At 58.0% G+C, this 19,436-nt stretch carries 21 protein-coding genes; 17 read left to right on the top strand and 4 right to left on the bottom strand.

Going from position 1 to position 19,436, the window contains the following annotated elements; translation table 11 throughout:
- Positions 1-2: 2 nt before the first annotated feature.
- Positions 3-2,039, bottom strand: coding sequence for an ATP-binding protein (locus tag KW840_RS01500; RefSeq protein ID WP_218494504.1), 2,037 nt, complete (start codon positions 2,037-2,039; stop codon positions 3-5).
- 45 nt (positions 2,040-2,084) lie between these two features.
- The gene (locus tag KW840_RS01505) at positions 2,085-3,002 is read right to left on the bottom strand and encodes a putative 2-dehydropantoate 2-reductase (RefSeq protein WP_218494289.1); all 918 of its coding nucleotides are present in this window, start codon (positions 3,000-3,002) and stop codon (positions 2,085-2,087) included.
- A 135-nt stretch (positions 3,003-3,137) separates the two neighbouring features.
- Between KW840_RS01505 and KW840_RS01510 the strand changes: the two genes are divergently transcribed.
- Both KW840_RS01510 and KW840_RS01515 read left to right on the top strand, forming a co-directional pair.
- Positions 3,138-3,623 carry a YajQ family cyclic di-GMP-binding protein gene (locus tag KW840_RS01510; RefSeq protein WP_007990750.1) on the top strand — a complete coding sequence of 162 codons (486 nt, stop codon included), beginning with the start codon at positions 3,138-3,140 and terminating at the stop codon, positions 3,621-3,623.
- Between the two features lie 137 nt (positions 3,624-3,760).
- Positions 3,761-4,603 carry a mechanosensitive ion channel family protein gene (locus KW840_RS01515; protein WP_057713512.1) on the top strand — a complete coding sequence of 281 codons (843 nt, stop codon included), beginning with the start codon at positions 3,761-3,763 and terminating at the stop codon, positions 4,601-4,603.
- Positions 4,604-4,746: 143 nt separating this feature from the next.
- On the opposite strand, the gene KW840_RS01520 is transcribed toward KW840_RS01515, so the two are convergent.
- Positions 4,747-6,093 (bottom strand): OprD family porin, encoded by a 1,347-nt coding sequence (locus KW840_RS01520; protein ID WP_057713513.1) that lies wholly within the window; start codon positions 6,091-6,093, stop codon positions 4,747-4,749.
- Positions 6,094-7,002: 909 nt separating this feature from the next.
- On the opposite strand from KW840_RS01520, the gene KW840_RS01525 reads away from it, so the two are divergent.
- Positions 7,003-7,428, top strand: a complete 426-nt coding sequence (locus KW840_RS01525; protein WP_057713514.1) for an HIT domain-containing protein — start codon at positions 7,003-7,005, stop codon at positions 7,426-7,428.
- Positions 7,429-7,431: 3 nt separating this feature from the next.
- The gene (locus KW840_RS01530) at positions 7,432-7,638 is read left to right on the top strand and encodes a SlyX family protein (RefSeq protein WP_218494290.1); all 207 of its coding nucleotides are present in this window, start codon (positions 7,432-7,434) and stop codon (positions 7,636-7,638) included.
- Between the two features lie 64 nt (positions 7,639-7,702).
- On the opposite strand, the gene KW840_RS28810 is transcribed toward KW840_RS01530, so the two are convergent.
- On the bottom strand, positions 7,703-8,305 hold the full coding sequence (locus KW840_RS28810; protein WP_057713515.1) for a cold-shock protein: 603 nt from the start codon (positions 8,303-8,305) through the stop codon (positions 7,703-7,705).
- Between the two features lie 512 nt (positions 8,306-8,817).
- On the opposite strand from KW840_RS28810, the gene KW840_RS01540 reads away from it, so the two are divergent.
- From KW840_RS01540 to pal, 13 genes are all read left to right on the top strand, one after another.
- Positions 8,818-9,153: a ribbon-helix-helix domain-containing protein gene (locus KW840_RS01540; RefSeq protein ID WP_090457447.1), complete on the top strand. Its 336-nt coding sequence runs from the start codon at positions 8,818-8,820 to the stop codon at positions 9,151-9,153.
- Between the two features lie 136 nt (positions 9,154-9,289).
- Positions 9,290-9,511 carry an FmdB family zinc ribbon protein gene (locus tag KW840_RS01545; RefSeq protein WP_032829812.1) on the top strand — a complete coding sequence of 74 codons (222 nt, stop codon included), beginning with the start codon at positions 9,290-9,292 and terminating at the stop codon, positions 9,509-9,511.
- A 119-nt stretch (positions 9,512-9,630) separates the two neighbouring features.
- Positions 9,631-11,406, top strand: coding sequence for an aspartate--tRNA ligase (aspS, locus tag KW840_RS01550; RefSeq protein WP_007995642.1), 1,776 nt, complete (start codon positions 9,631-9,633; stop codon positions 11,404-11,406).
- Between the two features lie 129 nt (positions 11,407-11,535).
- Positions 11,536-12,282, top strand: coding sequence for a YebC/PmpR family DNA-binding transcriptional regulator (locus KW840_RS01555; RefSeq protein WP_007995641.1), 747 nt, complete (start codon positions 11,536-11,538; stop codon positions 12,280-12,282).
- Between the two features lie 158 nt (positions 12,283-12,440).
- Positions 12,441-12,965, top strand: a complete 525-nt coding sequence (gene ruvC, locus KW840_RS01560) for a crossover junction endodeoxyribonuclease RuvC (RefSeq protein ID WP_008015799.1) — start codon at positions 12,441-12,443, stop codon at positions 12,963-12,965.
- Between the two features lie 113 nt (positions 12,966-13,078).
- Positions 13,079-13,687 (top strand): Holliday junction branch migration protein RuvA, encoded by a 609-nt coding sequence (gene ruvA / locus KW840_RS01565; RefSeq protein WP_008052450.1) that lies wholly within the window; start codon positions 13,079-13,081, stop codon positions 13,685-13,687.
- A complete protein-coding gene (gene ruvB, locus KW840_RS01570) occupies positions 13,688-14,749 on the top strand; it encodes a Holliday junction branch migration DNA helicase RuvB (protein ID WP_057713517.1) in 1,062 nt (353 codons plus the stop codon).
- A gap of 127 nt (positions 14,750-14,876) precedes the next feature.
- Positions 14,877-15,344, top strand: coding sequence for a tol-pal system-associated acyl-CoA thioesterase (gene ybgC, locus KW840_RS01575; protein ID WP_057713518.1), 468 nt, complete (start codon positions 14,877-14,879; stop codon positions 15,342-15,344).
- Complete coding sequence (gene tolQ, locus KW840_RS01580) at positions 15,334-16,029, top strand: protein TolQ (protein WP_007897030.1); 696 nt, start codon at positions 15,334-15,336, stop codon at positions 16,027-16,029. The genes ybgC and tolQ overlap by 11 nt, the downstream gene beginning before the upstream one ends.
- Positions 16,030-16,052: 23 nt before the next feature.
- The gene (gene tolR, locus KW840_RS01585) at positions 16,053-16,505 is read left to right on the top strand and encodes a protein TolR (protein WP_162135951.1); all 453 of its coding nucleotides are present in this window, start codon (positions 16,053-16,055) and stop codon (positions 16,503-16,505) included.
- Positions 16,505-17,584 (top strand): cell envelope integrity protein TolA, encoded by a 1,080-nt coding sequence (gene tolA, locus KW840_RS01590; protein ID WP_056726036.1) that lies wholly within the window; start codon positions 16,505-16,507, stop codon positions 17,582-17,584. The genes tolR and tolA overlap by 1 nt, the downstream gene beginning before the upstream one ends.
- A gap of 17 nt (positions 17,585-17,601) precedes the next feature.
- Positions 17,602-18,882, top strand: a complete 1,281-nt coding sequence (tolB, locus tag KW840_RS01595) for a Tol-Pal system beta propeller repeat protein TolB (RefSeq protein WP_167362903.1) — start codon at positions 17,602-17,604, stop codon at positions 18,880-18,882.
- Positions 18,883-18,934: 52 nt separating this feature from the next.
- Positions 18,935-19,432 carry a peptidoglycan-associated lipoprotein Pal gene (gene pal, locus KW840_RS01600; protein ID WP_003178634.1) on the top strand — a complete coding sequence of 166 codons (498 nt, stop codon included), beginning with the start codon at positions 18,935-18,937 and terminating at the stop codon, positions 19,430-19,432.
- The last annotated feature ends 4 nt before the right edge of the window (positions 19,433-19,436 follow it).

Genomic DNA, 19,436 nt, shown 5'->3' on the forward strand with positions numbered 1-19,436 from the left:
GGTTACCTCGATAGCAGATTGAGTTGTTGCGAGACAGGCGGCGTGCTCGCCAGGGGCAGGCGCAAGGTGAAGCAGGTGCCTTGGCCAAGCGTCGATTGCACTTCCATCTGCCCTTTGTGGTTATTGGTGACGATGAAGTACGACACCGACAGGCCAAGCCCGGTGCCCTGGCCGATTTCCTTGGTGGTGAAGAATGGTTCGAAGGTCCGTTTGCGCACGCTTTCGCTCATGCCGATGCCGTTGTCCTCGACCTGAATTTCCGCCCATGGCGGATTGAGCCTGGTGCGCAGAATGATCCGTCCAGGCTCGCTGTCGTCTTCGCGCTGGTGAATGGCTTGCGCGGCGTTTTTCAACAGGTTGAGCAGCACTTGCTCCAGTTCGTTGGCGGTGCCGGGGACCGGTCCCAGCGCGGGATCGAACTGACGAATGATGGCCTGGCCCTTGAAGTCGAAGCCGATCGCCAGGTCGAAATCGTTACCGGCGATCTCCACCGCCTGGTCGATCAGGGCGGGCAGGTCGCAGGGGGCCATCTGGCGGGTGCTGCGACGACTGAAGCTGAGCATGTGGGTGACGATTTTCGCCGCCCGGGCACCTGCCTGCTGGATGCCGTCGAGCAACTGTGGCACCTCGCGAACTTGCAGGTACTGGTTGACCGTCGTCAGTTCGATGCCGGCCTGTTCAGCCACTTCGAGGTTCTTCGGCAAATCGGGCGACAGGCGTCGGCGAATGTTTTGCACGTTGTGCAGGATCGCGCCCAGCGGGTTGTTGATCTCATGGGCCATGCCGGCGGCCAGACCACCCACCGAAAGCATTTTCTCCGACTGCACCATCATCTCTTCCAGGGACAGGCGCTGGGTGATGTCATCGATCCGGATTACCACGCCACGCCCGGCACCGCCCATCAGCGGGTAGAAAGTCAGGGCGTAGTGGCGGGGCTCATCGTCCTTGAGCCAGGTGACACGTTCGATCTTGGCCACCGTATGCTGCTCGACCGTTTCCTTGAGTTGCGGCAAGAACGGCTTGAGCGGTTCGAAGGCGAGGAAGATAGGCTGGTTCAGGGCTTCATCGAGACGCGTGCCGGACAGGGCACTGGCCTCCTGGTTCCATTGCGTCACGTAGAGCTGTTCGTCGAGTGCGATCAGCGCCGACGGCATGGAGTCGATGATGCTGTTGAGGTAGTTCTGGAAACCGGTGAGCTTTTTCTCGATCTTGCTGCGCACCTGGACTTCGAGCTCCAGTTTGCGGTTGGTATGGCGGGTTTCCTCTGCCAGACCCTGGGCCTGGTCGTAGGCTGCCTGGGAGTCGTCCCTGGCCCGCTTGAGTTGCTGCTCCCTGGCCTCGATCCGCGAAAGCATGGTATTGAACGCCTCGGCGAGGCTGCCGATTTCATCGTGGTTTCCGCGCGAAGCACGCAGTGCATAGTTTTCTTCGCGGGTTACCTGCCGGGACAACTCCTCGAGTTGGTGGATCGGCCGGGTAATCAAGCGCTTGATCTGTCGGGCAATGATCAGCCACAGCAGCACGCTGAAGATCAGAATCCCCAGGCTGGCCGTCAGGGTCCCGGTGTAGAACGCCACTGGCAGTTCGCTCGTGGCCACCAACAGCAGGTGCCCTGGTGCCGCACCGGTGCGGGCCAGGGGGATGACCTGGTTGGTACGAAACTCGGTGGCCTGCCAGTCTTCGATATGCCGGAAACGCTTCGGCAGTTCCAGGTTGTCGCCATGCTGCAATTGCGCCAATCGCTCACCCTTTCCGTCATACAGGGCCGCCGCGCGCAACGGCGAATAGCTGTTGAGTTCATTGAGCAGGCGCTCGGCGCTTTGCGGTGACGCCAGCGCTTCGGAGGCCAGGCTCGGGTTGGATATCAGGCGGCCGATGGTCTGCAGAGCCTGGGGCGCCATGCTTTCCTGGGAGATGTAGTAGGCGGCACTGATAAAGGTCAGGTTGGCAACCAGCAGGACGGTGACCATCAGTACCAGCAGGGCGGCCAGCAGTTTCTGGCCGACGGGCAGGTTTTCAAGACGCTGGCGCAATGGCATCGGATTGATCGCAGACAAGGAACAAGTGGCCAGCGTAGCCGCTGCTCAGTCGCTGGGCAATCCAAGGCTTTGCAGGCGAGCGATCAACCTTGCCTCAAGTTGATTGAGGTGAGGCAGGTTCAGTTGATGCCGCCCGGCCACTTTGCAGGCGTAACCGAGCAGGTAGCTGATTTCCGTGCGGCGCTGGCTCGTGACGTCCTGATGCATCGAGGAGTAGTTGGCTGCGGTGGCGTGAATCACTCGTTCGACTTCCTGCTGCAGGTTTTCGGCGGCTGCCGGCTGACCACAACGCTCAAGCAACTCCGCCAGTTCGCCGCACAGGGTGGCGACCTCACATTGATGTTGCTGCAAACCGCCGTTGCGGCAATCGTGCAGCACCGTCAGCGGATTGATCGCACAGTTGAGGGCGAGTTTGCGCCACAGCCTGGTCAGAATCTCCGTGCTCCACTCGTGGGGAATGCCGGCAGCGCTCAGGTCATCGAGCCAGATCGGCGCCACCGGATGGCTCGCATCCCCCAGCCAGGTGAAGCCATGCCCGGCAAACACCACGCGCCAATCGCCATCGCGGAAGGCGCCTTCTGTGCTCGAGGCATAGATGCAGCGTGCCTGAGGAACCTGTGCGGCTACCGCGTCCTGACTGCCCAGGCCATTTTGCAGCAGGATCAGTTCGGCGCCTGGGGCCAGGCGTGGCGCCAATCGAGCCACCGCACTTTCGGTATCGTAGGCTTTGCACGCCACCAGCAGGCGGTGGATCGGTTGCGGGTTGTCGGCTGTCTCGGCGGGCACGGCATAGTGTTGCGCCTCGCCGTGTTCCACCAGTGTCAATCCACCGGCAGTCTCATAGGCCTGCAGTCTCGCGGTGTCCCGCAGGATCAGCCTGACCGGCACGCCAGCCCGTGCCAGACGTGTCGTCCATAATGTGCCGAGGCTGCCGGCGCCCAATACATGCCAGGTGGTGGACATCAGCTTTTTGCTCTGTTTAAGGCGTGCATCGGCAGCTCACAGTGAATGATGGGAAAGACCCGTTATAATCAGCGCGGATTTTAACCGCAAGCCAGGCGCGCTCCATCGGTGCGCCTTTATATTTGGAGAGATTACATGCCGTCGTTCGACGTGGTATCCGAACTGGACAAACACGAAGTCACCAACGCGGTCGAGAACGCCGTCAAGGAACTCGATCGTCGTTATGACCTGAAAGGCAAAGGCAGCTTCGAGTTCAAGGAAAAAGACCTGACCGTCAACCTGACCGCCGAAGCGGATTTCCAGCTTGAAGCGATGATTGAGATCCTCAAGCTGGCGCTGGTCAAGCGCAAAATCGACGTGCAGTGCCTTGAAGTCAAGGACGCGTTCGCGTCGGGCAAGCTGATGAAGCAGGACGCCGTCCTCAAGGAAGGCATCGACAAGGAGCTGGCGAAGAAAATCGTCGCTCATGTCAAAGACGCCAAGCTCAAGGTCCAGGCGGCCATTCAGGGCGAGCAGGTTCGTATCACCGGCAAAAAGCGTGATGACCTGCAAGAAGCCATTGCAGTGCTGCGGGCCAAGGAATTCGGCATGCCGCTGCAGTTCAACAACTTCCGCGACTGATCTTGAAAGCGGGAACCTCCTGGCGTTTGCGACGTCGGAGGCCCCAGCAACGGCAGAAACGATTGAGCCCGTCGCGGTTGGATCTTTCTGCCGCTTTTTTTACGCATGCCGGGTAGCCGGAAAACAGGAGAATGTAGATGGACTTAAATGCCGAGGTAGACAATCTGGTCAAGGTATCCCAAAGCTGGATCCCGATGATCATGGAATACGGCAGCCGTGTACTGCTGGCGGTCATCACCCTGGCCATCGGCTGGTGGCTGATCAACAAGGTCACGAAAAAGCTCGGCGGCCTGATTGCATTACGTAATGCCGACCTGGCGCTGCAAGGCTTTATCAGCAGTCTGGCGAACATCATCCTCAAGATCCTGCTGGTCGTCAGCGTGGCCTCGATGATCGGTGTGGAAACCACTTCGTTTGTGGCGGCGATTGGTGCGGCAGGCCTGGCCATTGGCCTTGCCTTGCAGGGCAGCCTGGCGAACTTCGCCGGTGGCGTGCTGATTTTGCTGTTCCGTCCGTTTCGCATCGGCGACTGGATCGAGGCTCAGGGTATCGCCGGTACTGTCGACAGCATCCAGATTTTCCATACCGTACTGCGTACTGGTGACAACAAGACCATCATCGTGCCGAACGGCAATCTGTCGAATGGCATCATCACTAACACAAACCGTCAGCCGACTCGTAAAGTCGTGTTTGATGTAGGCGTTGATTACGAAGCGGACCTTCAGAAAGCCCGTGAAGTTTTACTGGAATTGGCCAGGGACCCGCGAGTATTGACAGATCCGGAACCACAGGCAGTTGTTTCTACCCTGGGTGACAGTTCGATCACGCTTTCGCTTCGTGTCTGGGTAAAGACTGCCGATTACTGGGATGTGTTGTTCATGTTCAACGAACTATCCCGTGATCGCCTGAGAGAGGCCGGCATTGATATTCCATTTCCACAGCGGGTTATTCGTGTGGTTCAGGAGTCTGCGGTGCAGTGACAGGTCATTTGAACAATGTCTGACTCTTTGGTCAGGCATGTTCTGTAAGGGGCAGGTCGTTAAAGCAGTCAAGCGACAGCCAACAAAAAGGCCCATCCGAAGATGGGCCTTTTGTTTTGTTACCGCAAACTAACTGGATGCGATTACAAAACCGACAGCGGGTAGTCGACGATGAAACGGAACTCTTTCACGTCGCCTTCACCTTGGTCGGCGTTAGCGAAGTGCCATGCCTGACGAATACGGAAGGACAGGTCTTTTGCCGGGCCAGTCTGAACAACGTACTTGGCTTCGAAGTTGGTTTCGTTGTGCTTGCCATCTGCACCGTACAGACCAGCGTAAGCGCTGTTGGCTGGAGTGTTGGTGCCGTCGATGTCCCAACCTTTAACGTAACGGGTCATGAAGCTCAGACCTGGAACGCCGTACTCGGCCATTTTCAGGTCGTAACGAACCTGGGCAGACTTCTCGTTCGGAGCGTTGAAGTCAGAGTACTGGATGGAGTTGGCGAGGAAGATCGAGTCACCGCCGCGGTTGTTCTTGCCAATACCGATGTAGTCGAACGGAGTGTCACCGTTGACCTTCTGGAAGCCCAGGGTAATGGTGTGTGCTTTCAGGAACGAGAAAGCAGCCGCCAGGGAGAACGTGGTGTTGCTGATATCGCCGACTTTGGCATCGCCAGTGTCTTTGGTGTTGTAGATGTTACCGTCCAGGTTCAGCGACTCGGAGTCGGTGAACGGGATGGTGTAGTTCAGGTTGGCGTAGTACTGGTTCCAGATGTCTTCCAGCTTGGCGCCGTACAGCGATGCGCTCAGGTTTTCGGTGAAACCGTACTTGCCGCCGAAGTAGTCGATCTTGTTGGCGGAAACGCCGGCGTAGTTTGCAAACAGGTCGCCGTCACGGGCGTTTTTGTCCTGGCTGCTACCCGAGTAGAAGTGACCGGCCTCGAGGTCAAGGTCTTTGATCTCGCTGCTCTGCAGTTGGATACCGCTGGCAGTTTGCGGCAGGATACGGGAGCCGCCCACAGCGAACACTGGGGAAGTGCTTGGCTGCATGTCGCCGACTTTCAGCTCGGTTTTGGAAACGCGGAATTTAACGGCGCCACCGGCTTTACCCTGGCTGTCGTTGACATCGCGAGAACCGTTGGCGTTAACGGTGTCGCTACGGCTCATGTTGCCGCTACCGCTAGTGCCGTCACCACCGTCCAGCTTGATTGCCAGGTAACCGTACGCATCAACGCCGACACCGATCAGGCCTTGGGTGTAACCGGAGCTGTAGTTAGCCCAGATGCCCTGGGTCCAGTCTTTCTGGTCACGGCCACCGTCTTTGTTATCACGGTTGAAGTAGTAGTTGCGAACCAGCAAGTTCAGCGTGCTGTCTTCAACAAAACCTTTGGCTTCAGCCTGGTCACTTACGAAAGGGGCGGCCGTAGCCAATTGGGTACTGGCTGCTGCTGCAACTGCCAGTGCGATCATGCTCCACTTCATCACGCGCATCGTGATTTGCTCCTTTGGTTTTAGAAGAGTACTGCCGTCCCACCTGTTTTATTATCTGGGCGGCTCTTTCTTTTTGTGTCGGCGCAAACTTATATCACGCCGACAATGTTGGCGATACTTGCGCATCTAACCTTTCGCCTTCTTTACGACCCTGTCGCAAACAGCGTGGTAGATGTCGCAAATTTCCAGCTCCGACGCAACCGGGCGGACAACTTTAATGCTGTTTTTTGCGCCTTGTCGTCGGTAAAAAGAGTCCTGGTGAAACGTTTGAATCTCCATCGGGCTACCTTGCCACTGTTTTTTTTGCCTGAGGGCCTCCGCTTCCAGCGGGTGCGACTCGGGCGATGTTGGGTATGAATGCAACAAGCGTGCACAAAATCGTGTTTTTTCACGATTATTTTATAATTGACTGCCAGGTGCTGTAAAAACCTCATAAAACCGGGGGGTTCAAGCGCTTTTAGTTTGGGCTTGACGCCTTGCCTGACATCATGTTTCGGCCTTCTGGTCGACAGTCTGGCTACCAAAAATGTTACCGGTTCACCCCGCCACTGAGTAAATGGCGGATGTCGAAGCGTTCAGCGTAGACCCACTGTGCGGTTTTGGTGCAAAAAATTTTAGCCCTGTACTGAATTCATCTCTGTTGGCCGCTTGCCTGTAGCGAACTTTTCCTTGTTGATCAGTCATTTCGACGTTTGTTGCCTGTCGTTCGGTTCTGTAAAGGTGCGCGGCAGCGAAAATTGTCCCATTCGGGGGCGGCTGTCAGCTTTCCACTGGCGCTCGTGGCTTCGATGCAAGGTTCGCCGTGAAGCCTGCGCCGTTCGCAGGTATGCTGCCGTCCGGTCGCTTGGTGCGCTGTCCCTCTGGATGGGCGCTAAGCTGAAAAATGATGGCCCGGCGGGAGTACGCGCAGTGTTCACTTTAGATCCACGACTTCAACAAGACACGTTACCGATCGGGGACTTTCCGCTCTGCCGGTTGCTGCTGTCCAACGATTCGAACTATCCCTGGTTCATCCTGGTACCTCGTCGCGAGGCTATCAGCGAGATATTTCAGTTAGATGTCCTAGAGCAACAACAGCTTTGGCAGGAAACAACAGTGCTGTCGCAAGTGCTCAAGGACGCGTTCGACGCGGACAAGTTGAATGTGGCGGCGCTGGGCAATGTCGTGAGTCAGTTACACATGCATGTGATAGTGCGCAAGCGCGAAGATGCTGCCTGGCCAGCGCCGGTTTGGGGTAAACATCCGGCGAAACCCTACAGTTCGGAGCAGATCGCCGCGATTCGCGAACGTTTGCGCTTGATTTTGACCGATGAATTTACGTTTCTGGAGGGCTGAAGCATGAGCCTGGAAGAGCGCGTTACCGAGCTTGAAAGCCGTCTGGCGTTTCAGGATGACACCATCCAGGCGTTGAACAATGTGCTGGTGGCGCAGCAGCGGGTGGTCGAGCGCCTGCAGCTGCAAATGGCTGCGCTGCTCAAACGGCAGGAGGAAATGGTCGGGCAGTTCGAGTCATTCGAAGAAGAGGCGCCGCCGCCGCACTATTAGGAGCGTCGCAGGCATGAAAAAACCGCGGACAGCTCAGCTGTGCGCGGTTTTTTTTAGCCTTGAATCAGCGGCGCGGCAGTGCGGCGATCACATCTTCGGCTTGCAGGCCCTTGTCACGATTCATGACGGAGAACTCCACGCGCTGGCCTTCGACCAGGACGCGGTGGCCTTCGCCGCGAATGGCCCGGAAGTGGACGAAGATATCGTCACCGGAGTCGCGGGAGATAAAGCCGAAGCCTTTGGATGTGTTGAACCACTTGACGGTGCCGGTATCGCGGTTGCTCATGTCGTAGCTTGGCGAGGTGGCGGCTGGTGACGACTTGTAGAAGCTGATGCCCAGGTGCAGGGTAACGGCGATCAGGGCTGCGACCAGGCTGAACAATACAGCGGGTTGACCGGCGATGACGGGCATCGGTGCGATCAGCGTCAGGGTCTGCAGGACCACGCTCAGAACCAGCAGGGCGCTGACCAGGTTTTGCAGTTGGTGACGCGGGCCTTTGTTCCAGTAAGGGATGACAGGCGCAAGTGTGAGGTTGAGCAGGCCGAAAAAGGCCAGGTACAGCGCGTCGGGTTGTTGCAGGTAAGGTAAGGCTTCGGATTGCAGGCTAGGGATGAAGGACAGCAGCAAGGCCGCTGCGCCTATCAACAGATGGACGATTTTCAACATTTTGATTAACTCACGTTAAGACAGCTCACAAGGAAGAGCTGATGGCGCACGGTTCGCTTCAAGATAATAAAGAGGCGTTGGACACGTACCCGGTATCAGCCTATGCGCCGAGCCCGGTAAAAATGGGCGCTGGCGACACGCTGTCTATTTAACAGCAAAGCCGCAGGCTACTCAAATCAGCGCGTCCGGCGGCACTTTTTGGGGGGGATTTGCCACGGGTTGCCCGAAGTTCCGGGGCTGCGGCACAACGGCGGGTTTTGTCAGGCGCCTTGAAGTGTTGTACGCGCTCTTCTTTCCTACGCCATTCCATTAGGTGCTTCTGAAGGGGGTATCGCTTCGCTGCGTGGGAAAATATCCGGAGTAGGATGCTCTCCAGGGTCTGCCAAACGTTGTTGGCTTATCCTACGTCGAGGGTCATAAAGTCGGCTGGAAAAGACCTTTGCACTGCGTTTTTATAAGTCGACACACAGTTGCGCTTAAAGAAACCAGGATGGCAAAGGAGTGTCAGCGTTATGGTTTATGAAAGGCAGGAAGAGGGGCGATACGGTTCGCACAAGGATGTAAAGGTTGATCCGTTTGTTCGCGAGTTCGATATGGGGCTGGCGCAGCCCTTGTCCCGCTCCGTGCGATTGAATGGCTTCGCCACCTGTTTGCGGCTCGAGCAGGTTTATTGGGATATTTTGGGGGAGATGGCCCGGGTCAATGGTTGCTCGGTCAACAACCTGTTGTCTCATGTGGATCGCGAAGTTCACTTGCGTCACGGCGGGGTGAGGAACTTCAGTGGATTGGTGCGGGTTGTCTGTGTCGTGCACAGTCTCAAGGAAGGGGGTTGCATCGCCACGGCCTAGTCTGGGCGGCGAAAACAGCAGAGTGTCGGTCTGTGCAGTCTTACGGCTGCACAGGCCGCATTTAATGGATATAATCCCGCTCTTTGCCGCAAAACCCTGCGTTTACGGTAGCAATCTGATCGCCGAGACAACCTCCATGCCGATGTACGATTATCAATGTGCTTCCTGTGGTCATCAGTTGGAAGCCATTCAAAAGATCAGCGATGCACCGCTGGTCGACTGCCCTGCCTGTCAGGCGCCAGAGCTTAAAAAGTTGCTGTCCATGCCGGGCTTCCGCCTCAGCGGCACGGGTTGGTACGAAACCGATTTCAAGACCGGTTCCAAGAAGAACCTGGCCGGCGGCGACAAAGCTGACTAAGGTCTGGAACCTGAGTTGAACGACACGCGTGCTCTTGCATCACCCGACGACTTTTTAAAAGGCGGGGCTGCTGTAGGATCTCCACCGAATTTCGAATTACGAGAAGTGAAACCACGACCATGATGCGCAGCCATTATTGCGGCCAACTGAACGAAAGCCTGGACGGCCAGGAAATTACCCTTTGCGGATGGGTCCACCGTCGCCGTGACCACGGTGGGGTGATTTTCCTCGATATCCGTGATCGTGATGGTCTGGCCCAGGTCGTGTTCGATCCTGACCGTGCTGAAACCTTCGCCGCTGCCGATCGCGTGCGCAGCGAGTACGTCGTGAAGATCACCGGCAAGGTTCGCCTGCGTCCGGCCGGCGCGACCAACGCCAACATGGCGTCGGGCATGATCGAAGTCCTGGGCTACGAGCTGGAAGTGCTGAACGAGTCGGAAACCCCGCCGTTCCCGCTGAACGAGTTCTCCGACGTCGGCGAAGAAACCCGCCTGCGCTATCGCTTCCTCGACCTGCGTCGCCCGGAAATGGCCGAGAAGCTGCGTCTGCGCTCGCGCATGACCACAAGCATCCGCCGCTTCCTGGACGAGAACGGCTTCCTCGACGTCGAGACGCCGATCCTGACCCGTGCCACCCCGGAAGGCGCACGCGACTACCTGGTGCCGAGCCGTACTCATGCCGGTTCGTTCTTCGCCTTGCCGCAATCGCCGCAGCTGTTCAAGCAACTGCTGATGGTGGCCGGCTTCGACCGTTACTACCAGATCGCCAAGTGCTTCCGTGACGAAGACCTGCGTGCTGACCGTCAGCCGGAATTCACCCAGATCGACATCGAGACCAGCTTCCTCGATGAAAAAGAGATCATGGGCCTGACCGAGCAAATGATCCGCAACCTGTTCAAGGAAGTGCTGGGCCTGGAATTCGGCGAGTTCCCGCACATGACCTTCGAAGAAGCCATGCGCCGCTACGGTTCCGACAAGCCAGACCTGCGTAACCCGCTGGAACTGGTGGACGTGGCCGATCAGCTCAAGGAAGTCGACTTCAAGGTGTTCAGCGGCCCCGCCAATGACCCTAAATGCCGTATCGCCGCCTTGCGCGTACCTGGCGGGGCGAGCATGCCGCGCAAGCAGATCGACGACTACACCAAGTTCGTCGGCATCTACGGTGCCAAGGGCCTGGCGTACATCAAGGTCAACGAGCGTGCCAAGGGCGTTGAAGGCCTGCAGTCGCCAATCGTGAAGAACATCCCTGAAGACAACCTCAACGTGATCCTCGATCGCGTCGGTGCGGTCGACGGCGATATCGTGTTCTTCGGCGCCGACAAGGCGAAGATCGTCAGCGAAGCCCTGGGCGCGCTGCGGATCAAGCTCGGCCACGACCTGGACCTGCTGACCTGCAAGTGGGCACCAATGTGGGTCGTCGACTTCCCGATGTTTGAAGAAAACGACGACGGCAGCTTCACCGCCTTGCACCACCCGTTCACCGCGCCGAAGTGCACCCCGCAAGAGCTGGAGGCCAACCCGGCTGGCGCTCTGTCCCGTGCCTACGACATGGTATTGAACGGTACCGAACTGGGTGGCGGTTCGATCCGTATCCACCGTAAAGAGATGCAGCAGTCGGTGTTCCGTCTGTTGGGCATCAACGAAGCGGAACAGGAAGAGAAATTCGGCTTCCTGCTCGATGCCCTGAAATACGGCGCGCCACCGCACGGTGGCCTGGCCTTCGGTCTGGACCGTCTGGTCATGCTGATGACCGGCGCCCAGTCGATCCGTGAAGTGATCGCCTTCCCGAAAACCCAGAGCGCGGCGGATGTCATGACTCAGGCGCCGGGCCAGGTGGATGCCAAGGCATTGCGCGAGCTGCACATTCGTCTGCGCGAAACGCCTAAGGCCGAGTAAGGCTGACCTGAAGGGCGCATCCGTGGATGCGCCCTTTCCTTTATAGGCAGAGCAGTTCAAGATTTTTGTTTGCCGGCCGGCGCAATGCAGCGCGGCGGGCAATGTTTCAAAGAGAATTCGGAGCGAGTTATGGCAGGTCATTCCAAGTGGGCGAACATCAAGCACCGCAAAGAACGTCAGGATGCCAAGAGAGGCAAGATCTTCACCAAGTGGATTCGTGAGCTGACCGTCGCTGCCCGTCAGGGTGGTGGTGATCCAGGCTCCAATCCGCGTCTGCGCCTGGCCCTGGACAAGGCCCTGGGTGCGAACATGAGCCGCGACATCATCGATCGTGCCGTCGCCCGCGGAACCGGCGCTGCCGACACGGACGACGTGGTCGAACTGACCTACGAAGGTTACGGTCCGGGCGGCGTGGCGGTGATGGTCGAATGCATGACCGACAACCGTAATCGCACCGCAGCCGCTGTTCGTCACGCGTTCAGCAAGTGCGGTGGCAACCTGGGGACTGACGGTTCGGTGGCCTATCTGTTCGAGCGCAAGGGGCAGATCTCCTTCGCTGCCGGCGTTGACGAAGACGCACTGATGGAAGCCGCCATGGAAGCCGACGCCGATGACGTGGTGACCAACGAAGACGGTTCGATCGACGTTTTCACCTCGTTTGCCGGATTCTATTCCGTGCGTAACGCACTGGAAGCGGCGGGCTTCAAAGGTGACGACGCTGAAATCGTCATGTTGCCGACCACCAGCGCCGAGCTCGATCTGGAAGGCGCCGAGAAAGTCCTCAAGCTGATCGACATGCTCGAAGACCTGGATGACGTGCAAAACGTCTATTCCAACGCGGAGATTCCGGAGTCGGTGGCCGCGCAGCTCGGTTGAGAGCGCCGTCTTTGTAGGAGCGAGCTTGCTCGCGATAAACCTGAGAGCGACGCTGATTTCAAACGTTGCGTTATCGTTAAGGTCCATCGCGAGCGAGCTCGCTCCTACAGCGTGCGGTGTTCTGGCCGACGCGTTATTTCAATTTATCCGCAGGCGTTATGACTTTAATTCTTGGTATCGACCCCGGTTCGCGCATCACCGGTTACGGTGTGGTTCGCGATACCGGCCGTGGCTGTGAGTACGTCGCCTCCGGTTGTATCCGCACCGGTGCCGGCGAGTTGCATGAGCGACTGCAGATTGTCTACCGCGGGGTGCGGGAGATCATTCAGACTTACCACCCGGTGACCATGGGGATCGAAAAGGTGTTCATGGCCCGTAACGCCGATTCCGCCCTGAAACTGGGGCAGGCCCGTGGTGCCGCGATCGTGGCGGGAGCCGAGGAAAGCCTGGAAATTGCCGAATACACTGCAACCCAGGTCAAGCAGGCGGTCGTCGGTACCGGTGCGGCCAACAAGGAACAGGTGCAGATGATGGTCATGCACATGCTCAAACTCACCAGCAAACCGCAGATCGATGCTTCGGATGCCCTGGCCATTGCCATCTGCCACGCTCATACCCGTTCCAGTCTGTTGCCCCATGGTCTGGGAGCTGCACGCAGTCGTGGCGGGCGCCTGCGTCTCTGATAGCATCAGCAATCATTTTCATGGAGTGAGGGTATTCCGCCTGTGTTGTCGGCGGTATTCCTCGCTCTATCAGTCGCTGGCCATGAGCTGGCCAACGCTCAAGGATTTGTAACGTGATTGGACGTTTGCGCGGCACCCTGGCTGAGAAGCAGCCTCCCCATCTGATCCTGGATGTAAATGGCCTGGGCTATGAACTTGAAGTGCCCATGACGACCCTTTACCGCTTGCCGTCGGTCGGTGAGCCGCTAACCTTGCACACGCATTTGGTCGTGCGCGAAGACGCACAGTTACTCTATGGTTTTGTCGGCAAGCGTGAACGCGACTTTTTTCGCGAATTGATCCGTCTCAATGGCGTCGGGCCGAAACTGGCCCTGGCCTTGATGTCGAGTCTGGAAGTCGACGAACTGGTTCGTTGTGTACAGTCACAGGACACGTCGGCGCTGACCAAGGTCCCGGGCGTCGGCAAGAAAACCGCCGAGCGTTTGCTGGTGGAACTCAAGGATCGCTTCAAGGCCTGGGAAACCGTACCGGCCATGTTCGCCCTGGTGCCGAACCAGCCGGACGGTCCGGCCCCGGTGAACACTGCCGAGACTGACGCCGTCAGCGCCTTGATTTCCCTGGGCTACAAGCCCCAGGAAGCGAGCAAGGCGGTGTCTGCGATCAAGGAGAAAGATTTGAGCAGTGAAGACATGATCCGCCGCGCCTTGAAGGGAATGATCTAAGTGATTGAAGCTGATCGTCTGATCGCTGCCACGCACAGCCCGCGTGAGCGCGAAGAAGTCCAGGACCGAGCCATCCGCCCGGTCAGTCTGGCCGAGTACATTGGCCAACCGACCGTTCGCGAGCAGATGGAATTGTTCATTCAGGCTGCGCGCGGTCGTAATGAATCCCTGGATCACACGCTGATCTTCGGGCCGCCCGGCCTGGGCAAGACCACCCTCGCCAACATCATCGCCCAGGAAATGGGCGTGTCGATCAAGAGCACCTCGGGGCCGGTGCTGGAGCGCCCCGGTGACCTGGCGGCGCTGTTGACCAACCTTGAACCCCACGATGTGCTGTTTATCGACGAGATCCATCGCCTGTCGCCCATCGTTGAAGAGGTGCTGTACCCGGCCATGGAGGATTTCCAGCTCGACATCATGATCGGCGAAGGTCCGGCCGCGCGTTCGATCAAGCTGGACCTGCCGCCGTTCACCCTGGTCGGCGCAACGACGCGGGCGGGGATGCTCACCAACCCGTTGCGTGACCGTTTCGGCATTGTTCAGCGTCTTGAGTTCTACAACAACGCCGACTTGTCGACGATTGTCAGTCGTTCGGCGAGCATCCTCGGTTTGCCGCTGGACCCGGAAGGCGCCTTCGAAATCGCCCGCCGTGCCCGTGGCACGCCACGGATCGCCAACAGGCTGCTGCGCCGGGTGCGTGATTTCGCCGAAGTTCGCGCCAAGGGGCATATCACCAAGCCGATTGCCGACCTGGCGCTGAACCTGCTGGACGTCGACGAACGTGGCTTCGATCACCAGGACCGACGTCTGTTGTTGACCATGATCGAGAAGTTCGACGGCGGGCCAGTCGGGGTCGACAGCCTGGCCGCCGCCATCAGTGAAGAGCGTCACACCATCGAAGACGTGCTGGAGCCTTACCTGATCCAGCAGGGTTACATCATGCGCACGCCACGGGGGCGGGTGGTGACGCGGCATGCCTACCTGCATTTCGGCTTAAACATTCCGTCACGATTGGGCGAAATGCCCGTGGTAGACGAGTTTCTTGAAGCCGCTGACGATTAATTAACATTGCGTGCTGATTTTTTCGGGCAATGTAGGGTCCCAGGACCGTACTTTCACGTGAAAGCCGCAGAACAATGAAAAACAGTTGCCATGCCGGATTGGCAACCTGAGGAGTAAGCACTAGAGTATGCGCGCGCAAAACGGGCTTGAGCCTTTCGCACATCGTTGTCGCGTTTATTACGAGGACACCGATGCGGGCGGCATCGTGTATTACGTTAATTACCTCAAGTTTATGGAACGGGCTCGAACCGAGCGGCTACGAGATCTGGGCTTTGCCCAATCGCAGCTGGCAGGGGAGGACCTGTTGTTCGTCGTGCATTCCAGCGAAGCGCGCTACCACGCGCCGGCGCGACTGGATGACGAACTGTTGGTAAGCGCTGAAGTAATCGAATTGAACCGTGCCAGCCTGCGCTTCAAGCAGCAGGTCAGGCGAGCAACGGATAATGCACTGCTCTGCGAAGGGCAGTTTCTGGTGGCCTGTGTGCGCACTGAAAGTTTAAAACCCCGGGCCATTCCCGAAGCTCTACGAGCGGCCTTTGCCGACGTGAGCGGCGCGGGTACACACTCAAAGCAGGAGATAAAGCGTGGAAGCTAACGTCGTCGACCATTCCTCCATGTGGAGCCTGGTCAGCAATGCCAGTATCGTGGTGCAACTGGTAATGCTGATCCTGGTAGCCGCATCGGTGACCTCGTGGATCATGATCTTTCAGCGCAGCAACCTGCTGCGCGCCGGTCGACGTGCCCTGGAGAGCTTTGAAGAGCGCTTCTGGTCAGGTATCGACCTGTCCAAGCTGTACCGTCAGGCCGGCAGCAATCCGGACCCTGATTCGGGTGTCGAACAAATCTTCCGTGCCGGTTTCAAGGAATTCTCCCGTCTGCGCCAGCAGTCAGGCGTTGACCCGGAAGCGGTCATGGAAGGCGTGGCGCGTGCCATGCGCGTTGCCATTTCCCGCGAAGAAGAAAAGCTTGAGCAGAGCCTGCCCTTCCTGGCCACCGTTGGTTCCGTCAGCCCGTACATCGGTCTGTTCGGTACGGTCTGGGGGATCATGAACTCCTTCCGCGGTCTGGCGACCGCCCAGCAAGCGACCCTGGCCACTGTGGCCCCGGGTATCGCCGAAGCACTGATTGCCACCGCGATCGGTCTGTTCGCTGCCATTCCAGCCGTTATCGCTTACAACCGTTTTGCTGCGCGCAGTGAAACCCTGCTGGGCCGCTACTACACCTTCGCCGACGAGTTCCAGGCGATCCTGCACCGCAAAGTGCACACCAGCGAAGAATAAGCAGGTAATTTCCAATGGCTTTAATCGCTCGAGCTCGCAAAAAGCGCAAGCCGGTCGCCGAGATGAACGTAGTGCCTTACATCGACGTGATGTTGGTACTGCTGGTCATCTTCATGGTGACCGCGCCGATGCTCAATCAGGGCGTGAAAGTTGATCTGCCCAAGGTTTCCAGCGAAGCCTTGCCGCAGGACAACAACACCCAGGTCCTGACCATTTCCATCAAATCCGACAAGACCTACTACTGGAACCTTGGTAGCGAAGTCGACACCGAAAAGCAGCAGGATCGGGCCATGACCCTGCCGCAGATGACTGACGCGGTGACCAAGATCATTCGCGTCGGCAACGAAGGCGGCAAGCGTACCCAGGTCTTCATTCGCGGCGACAAGAGTGTCGATTACGGCTCCGTCATGGGCGCCATGGGCGGGTTGCAGAAAGCCGGGGTCGGTAATGTTGGCTTGATTACCGAGGCGCCCTGATGCAGCAACAGCGAGAGCCGTCCGCCTCGGAAAGCTACTTCTGGCCTAGTGTCTGGGCGATTGGCTTGCACGTGCTGGTCTTCGGCATGCTGTTCGTCAGTTTTGCCTTTACCCCGGAACTGCCGCCGGCCAAGCCGATTGTCCAGGCGACCTTGTACCAGCTGAAATCGAAAAGTCGGGCCACCACCCAGACCAATCAGAAGATTGCCGGTGAGGCGCAGAAATCTGCTGCGCGTCAGACCGAAGTCGAGCAGATGGAACAGAAAAAGGTCGAGCAGGAAGCGGTGAAGGCTGCGGAACAAAAGAAAGAAGAGGCGGCTCAAAAGGCCGAAGAAGCCAAGAAGGCCGACGAGGCGAAGAAAGCGGACGAGGCGAAAAAGGCTGATGAAGCCAAGAAAGCCGACGATGCGAAGAAAACCGCGGAAGCCAAGAAGGCAGAAGAGAAACAATTGGCTGATATAGCCAAGAAGAAAGCTGAAGAAGAAGCCAAGAAAGCTGCTGAAGAAGAGGCCAAGAAAGCGGCCGCTGAAGAAGCCAAGAAAAAGATCGTCGAAGACGCGAAGAAGAAAGCCGCGGAAGACGCCAAGAAGAAAGCTGAAGCTGAAGAGGCGAAGAAGAAAGTCGCCGAGGAAGCGAAGAAGAAAGCTGCTGCCGATGCTGCGAAGAAGAAATCGCAGGATGCGGCACGTAAATCCGCCGAAGACAAAAAGGCCCAGGCCCTGGCAGATTTGCTTTCAGACACGCCGCAGCGTCAGCAGGCCTTGGCCGATGAGCAGGGCGACGAAGTCGCCGGCAGTTTCGATGACCTGATTCGTGCGCGTGCAGCGGAAGGCTGGGCTCGTCCACCTTCGGCACGCAAAGGCATGACGGTCGTGTTGCAAATCGGCATGTTGCCGGACGGTACGGTGACTTCGGTCAGCGTGTCCAAGTCCAGTGGCGACGGTCCGTTTGACGCATCGGCTGTTGCAGCGGTGAAGAATATTGGACGTTTGACAGAAATGCAGGGAATGAAGCCGAGTGATTTCGCTCCGTATCGTTCATTCAAGATGACATTCACACCTGAGGATCTAGCCTTGTGAGAAACCTTCTTCGAGGAATGCTGGTCGTTATCTGCTGCATGGCAGGGATGGCGATGGCAGATGAGAAAAACATTCTGGTTACCAGCGGCAGCGATCGGGCGACCCCGATCGCAGTCGTGCCGTTCGGCTTCCAGGGCGGTAGCGTGCTGCCGGACGACATGGCGGAAATCATCGGTAACGACCTGCGCAACTCGGGTTACTACTCGCCGCTTCCAAAGCAGAACATGATCAGCCAGCCGAGCCAGGCCAGCGAAATCATCTTCCGTGACTTCAAGGCACTGGGCGCCCAGTACGTCATGGTCGGCAGCATTGTGCCGGCGGGCGGTCGCCTGCAGGTGCAATACGCACTGTTCAACGTGGCCACCGAGCAGCAAGTGCTGACCGGCAGCGTGTCCGGCGGCGTCGATCAGTTGCGCGACATGGCGCACTACATCTCCGACCAGTCGTTCGAAAAACTAACGGGTATCAAGGGTGCCTTCTCGACTCGCCTGCTGTACGTAACGGCCGAGCGTTTCTCCGAGAACAACACTCGATACACCCTGCAACGTTCGGACTACGACGGTGCTCGCGCCGTGACCCTGCTGCAGTCGCGCGAGCCGATCCTGTCGCCGCGTTTCGCACCGGATGGCAAGCGCATCGCTTATGTCTCCTTCGAGCAGAAGCGTCCACGCATCTTCATGCAGAACATCGACACCGGTCGCCGTGAGCAGATCACCAACTTCGAAGGCCTGAACGGTGCGCCAGCCTGGTCGCCGGACGGCAATCGCCTGGCGTTCGTACTGTCGAAAGACGGCAACCCGGACATCTATGTGATGAACCTGGGTTCGCGTCAGATCAGCCGCGTCACCAACGGTCCTGGCATCAACACCGAACCGTTCTGGGGCAAGGATGGCTCGACCATCTACTTCACGTCCGACCGTGGCGGCAAACCGCAGATCTACAAGACCAGTGCCGGTGGTGGCGGTGCCGAACGCGTGACTTTCGTCGGTAACTACAACGCCAACCCTAAACTGTCGGCTGATGAAAAGACGCTTGTCATGATTCACCGTCAGGATGGCTTCACCAATTTCAAGGTGGCGGCCCAGGATTTGCAGCGCGGTAGTGTAAAAATCCTCACTGATAGCACTCTGGACGAGTCGCCTACTGTTGCGCCCAACGGCACCATGGTAATCTACGCCACCCGCCAGCAGGGCCGGGGAGTCTTGATGCTCGTGTCCATCAATGGACGCGTAAGGCTCCCGCTTCCTACCGCACAAGGCGAAGTCAGAGAACCTTCCTGGTCCCCTTACCTGAACTGACGCGGCGCTATACGTTGTACTTAACACACTGGGGTTCATTAGGAGTTTCACGATGGAAATGCTGAAGTTTGGTAAATTTGCTGCGCTGGCACTGGCCATGGCTGTAGCTGTAGGTTGCTCGTCCAAAGGCGGCGACAATGCCGGTGAAGGCGCGGTAGATCCAAACGCTGGTTACGGCGCAAACACTGGTGCAGTTGACGGCTCCCTGAGCGAAGAAGCTGCTCTGCGCGCTATCACCACTTTCTACTTCGAATACGACAGCTCGGACCTGAAGCCAGAAGCCATGCGCGCTCTGGACGTTCACGCCAAAGACCTGAAAGCAAACGGCGCTCGCGTTGTTCTGGAAGGCAACACCGACGAACGTGGTACTCGTGAGTACAACATGGCACTGGGCGAGCGTCGTGCGAAAGCCGTTCAGCGCTACCTGGTACTGCAAGGTGTTTCCCCAGCTCAGCTGGAACTGGTTTCCTACGGCGAAGAGCGTCCAGTTGCTACCGGCAACGACGAGCAGTCCTGGGCTCAAAACCGTCGCGTCGAACTGCGTAAGTAATTCG

It is taken from the genome of Pseudomonas sp. PDM30, from assembly GCF_019218985.1.
Classification (GTDB): domain Bacteria; phylum Pseudomonadota; class Gammaproteobacteria; order Pseudomonadales; family Pseudomonadaceae; genus Aquipseudomonas; species Aquipseudomonas jessenii.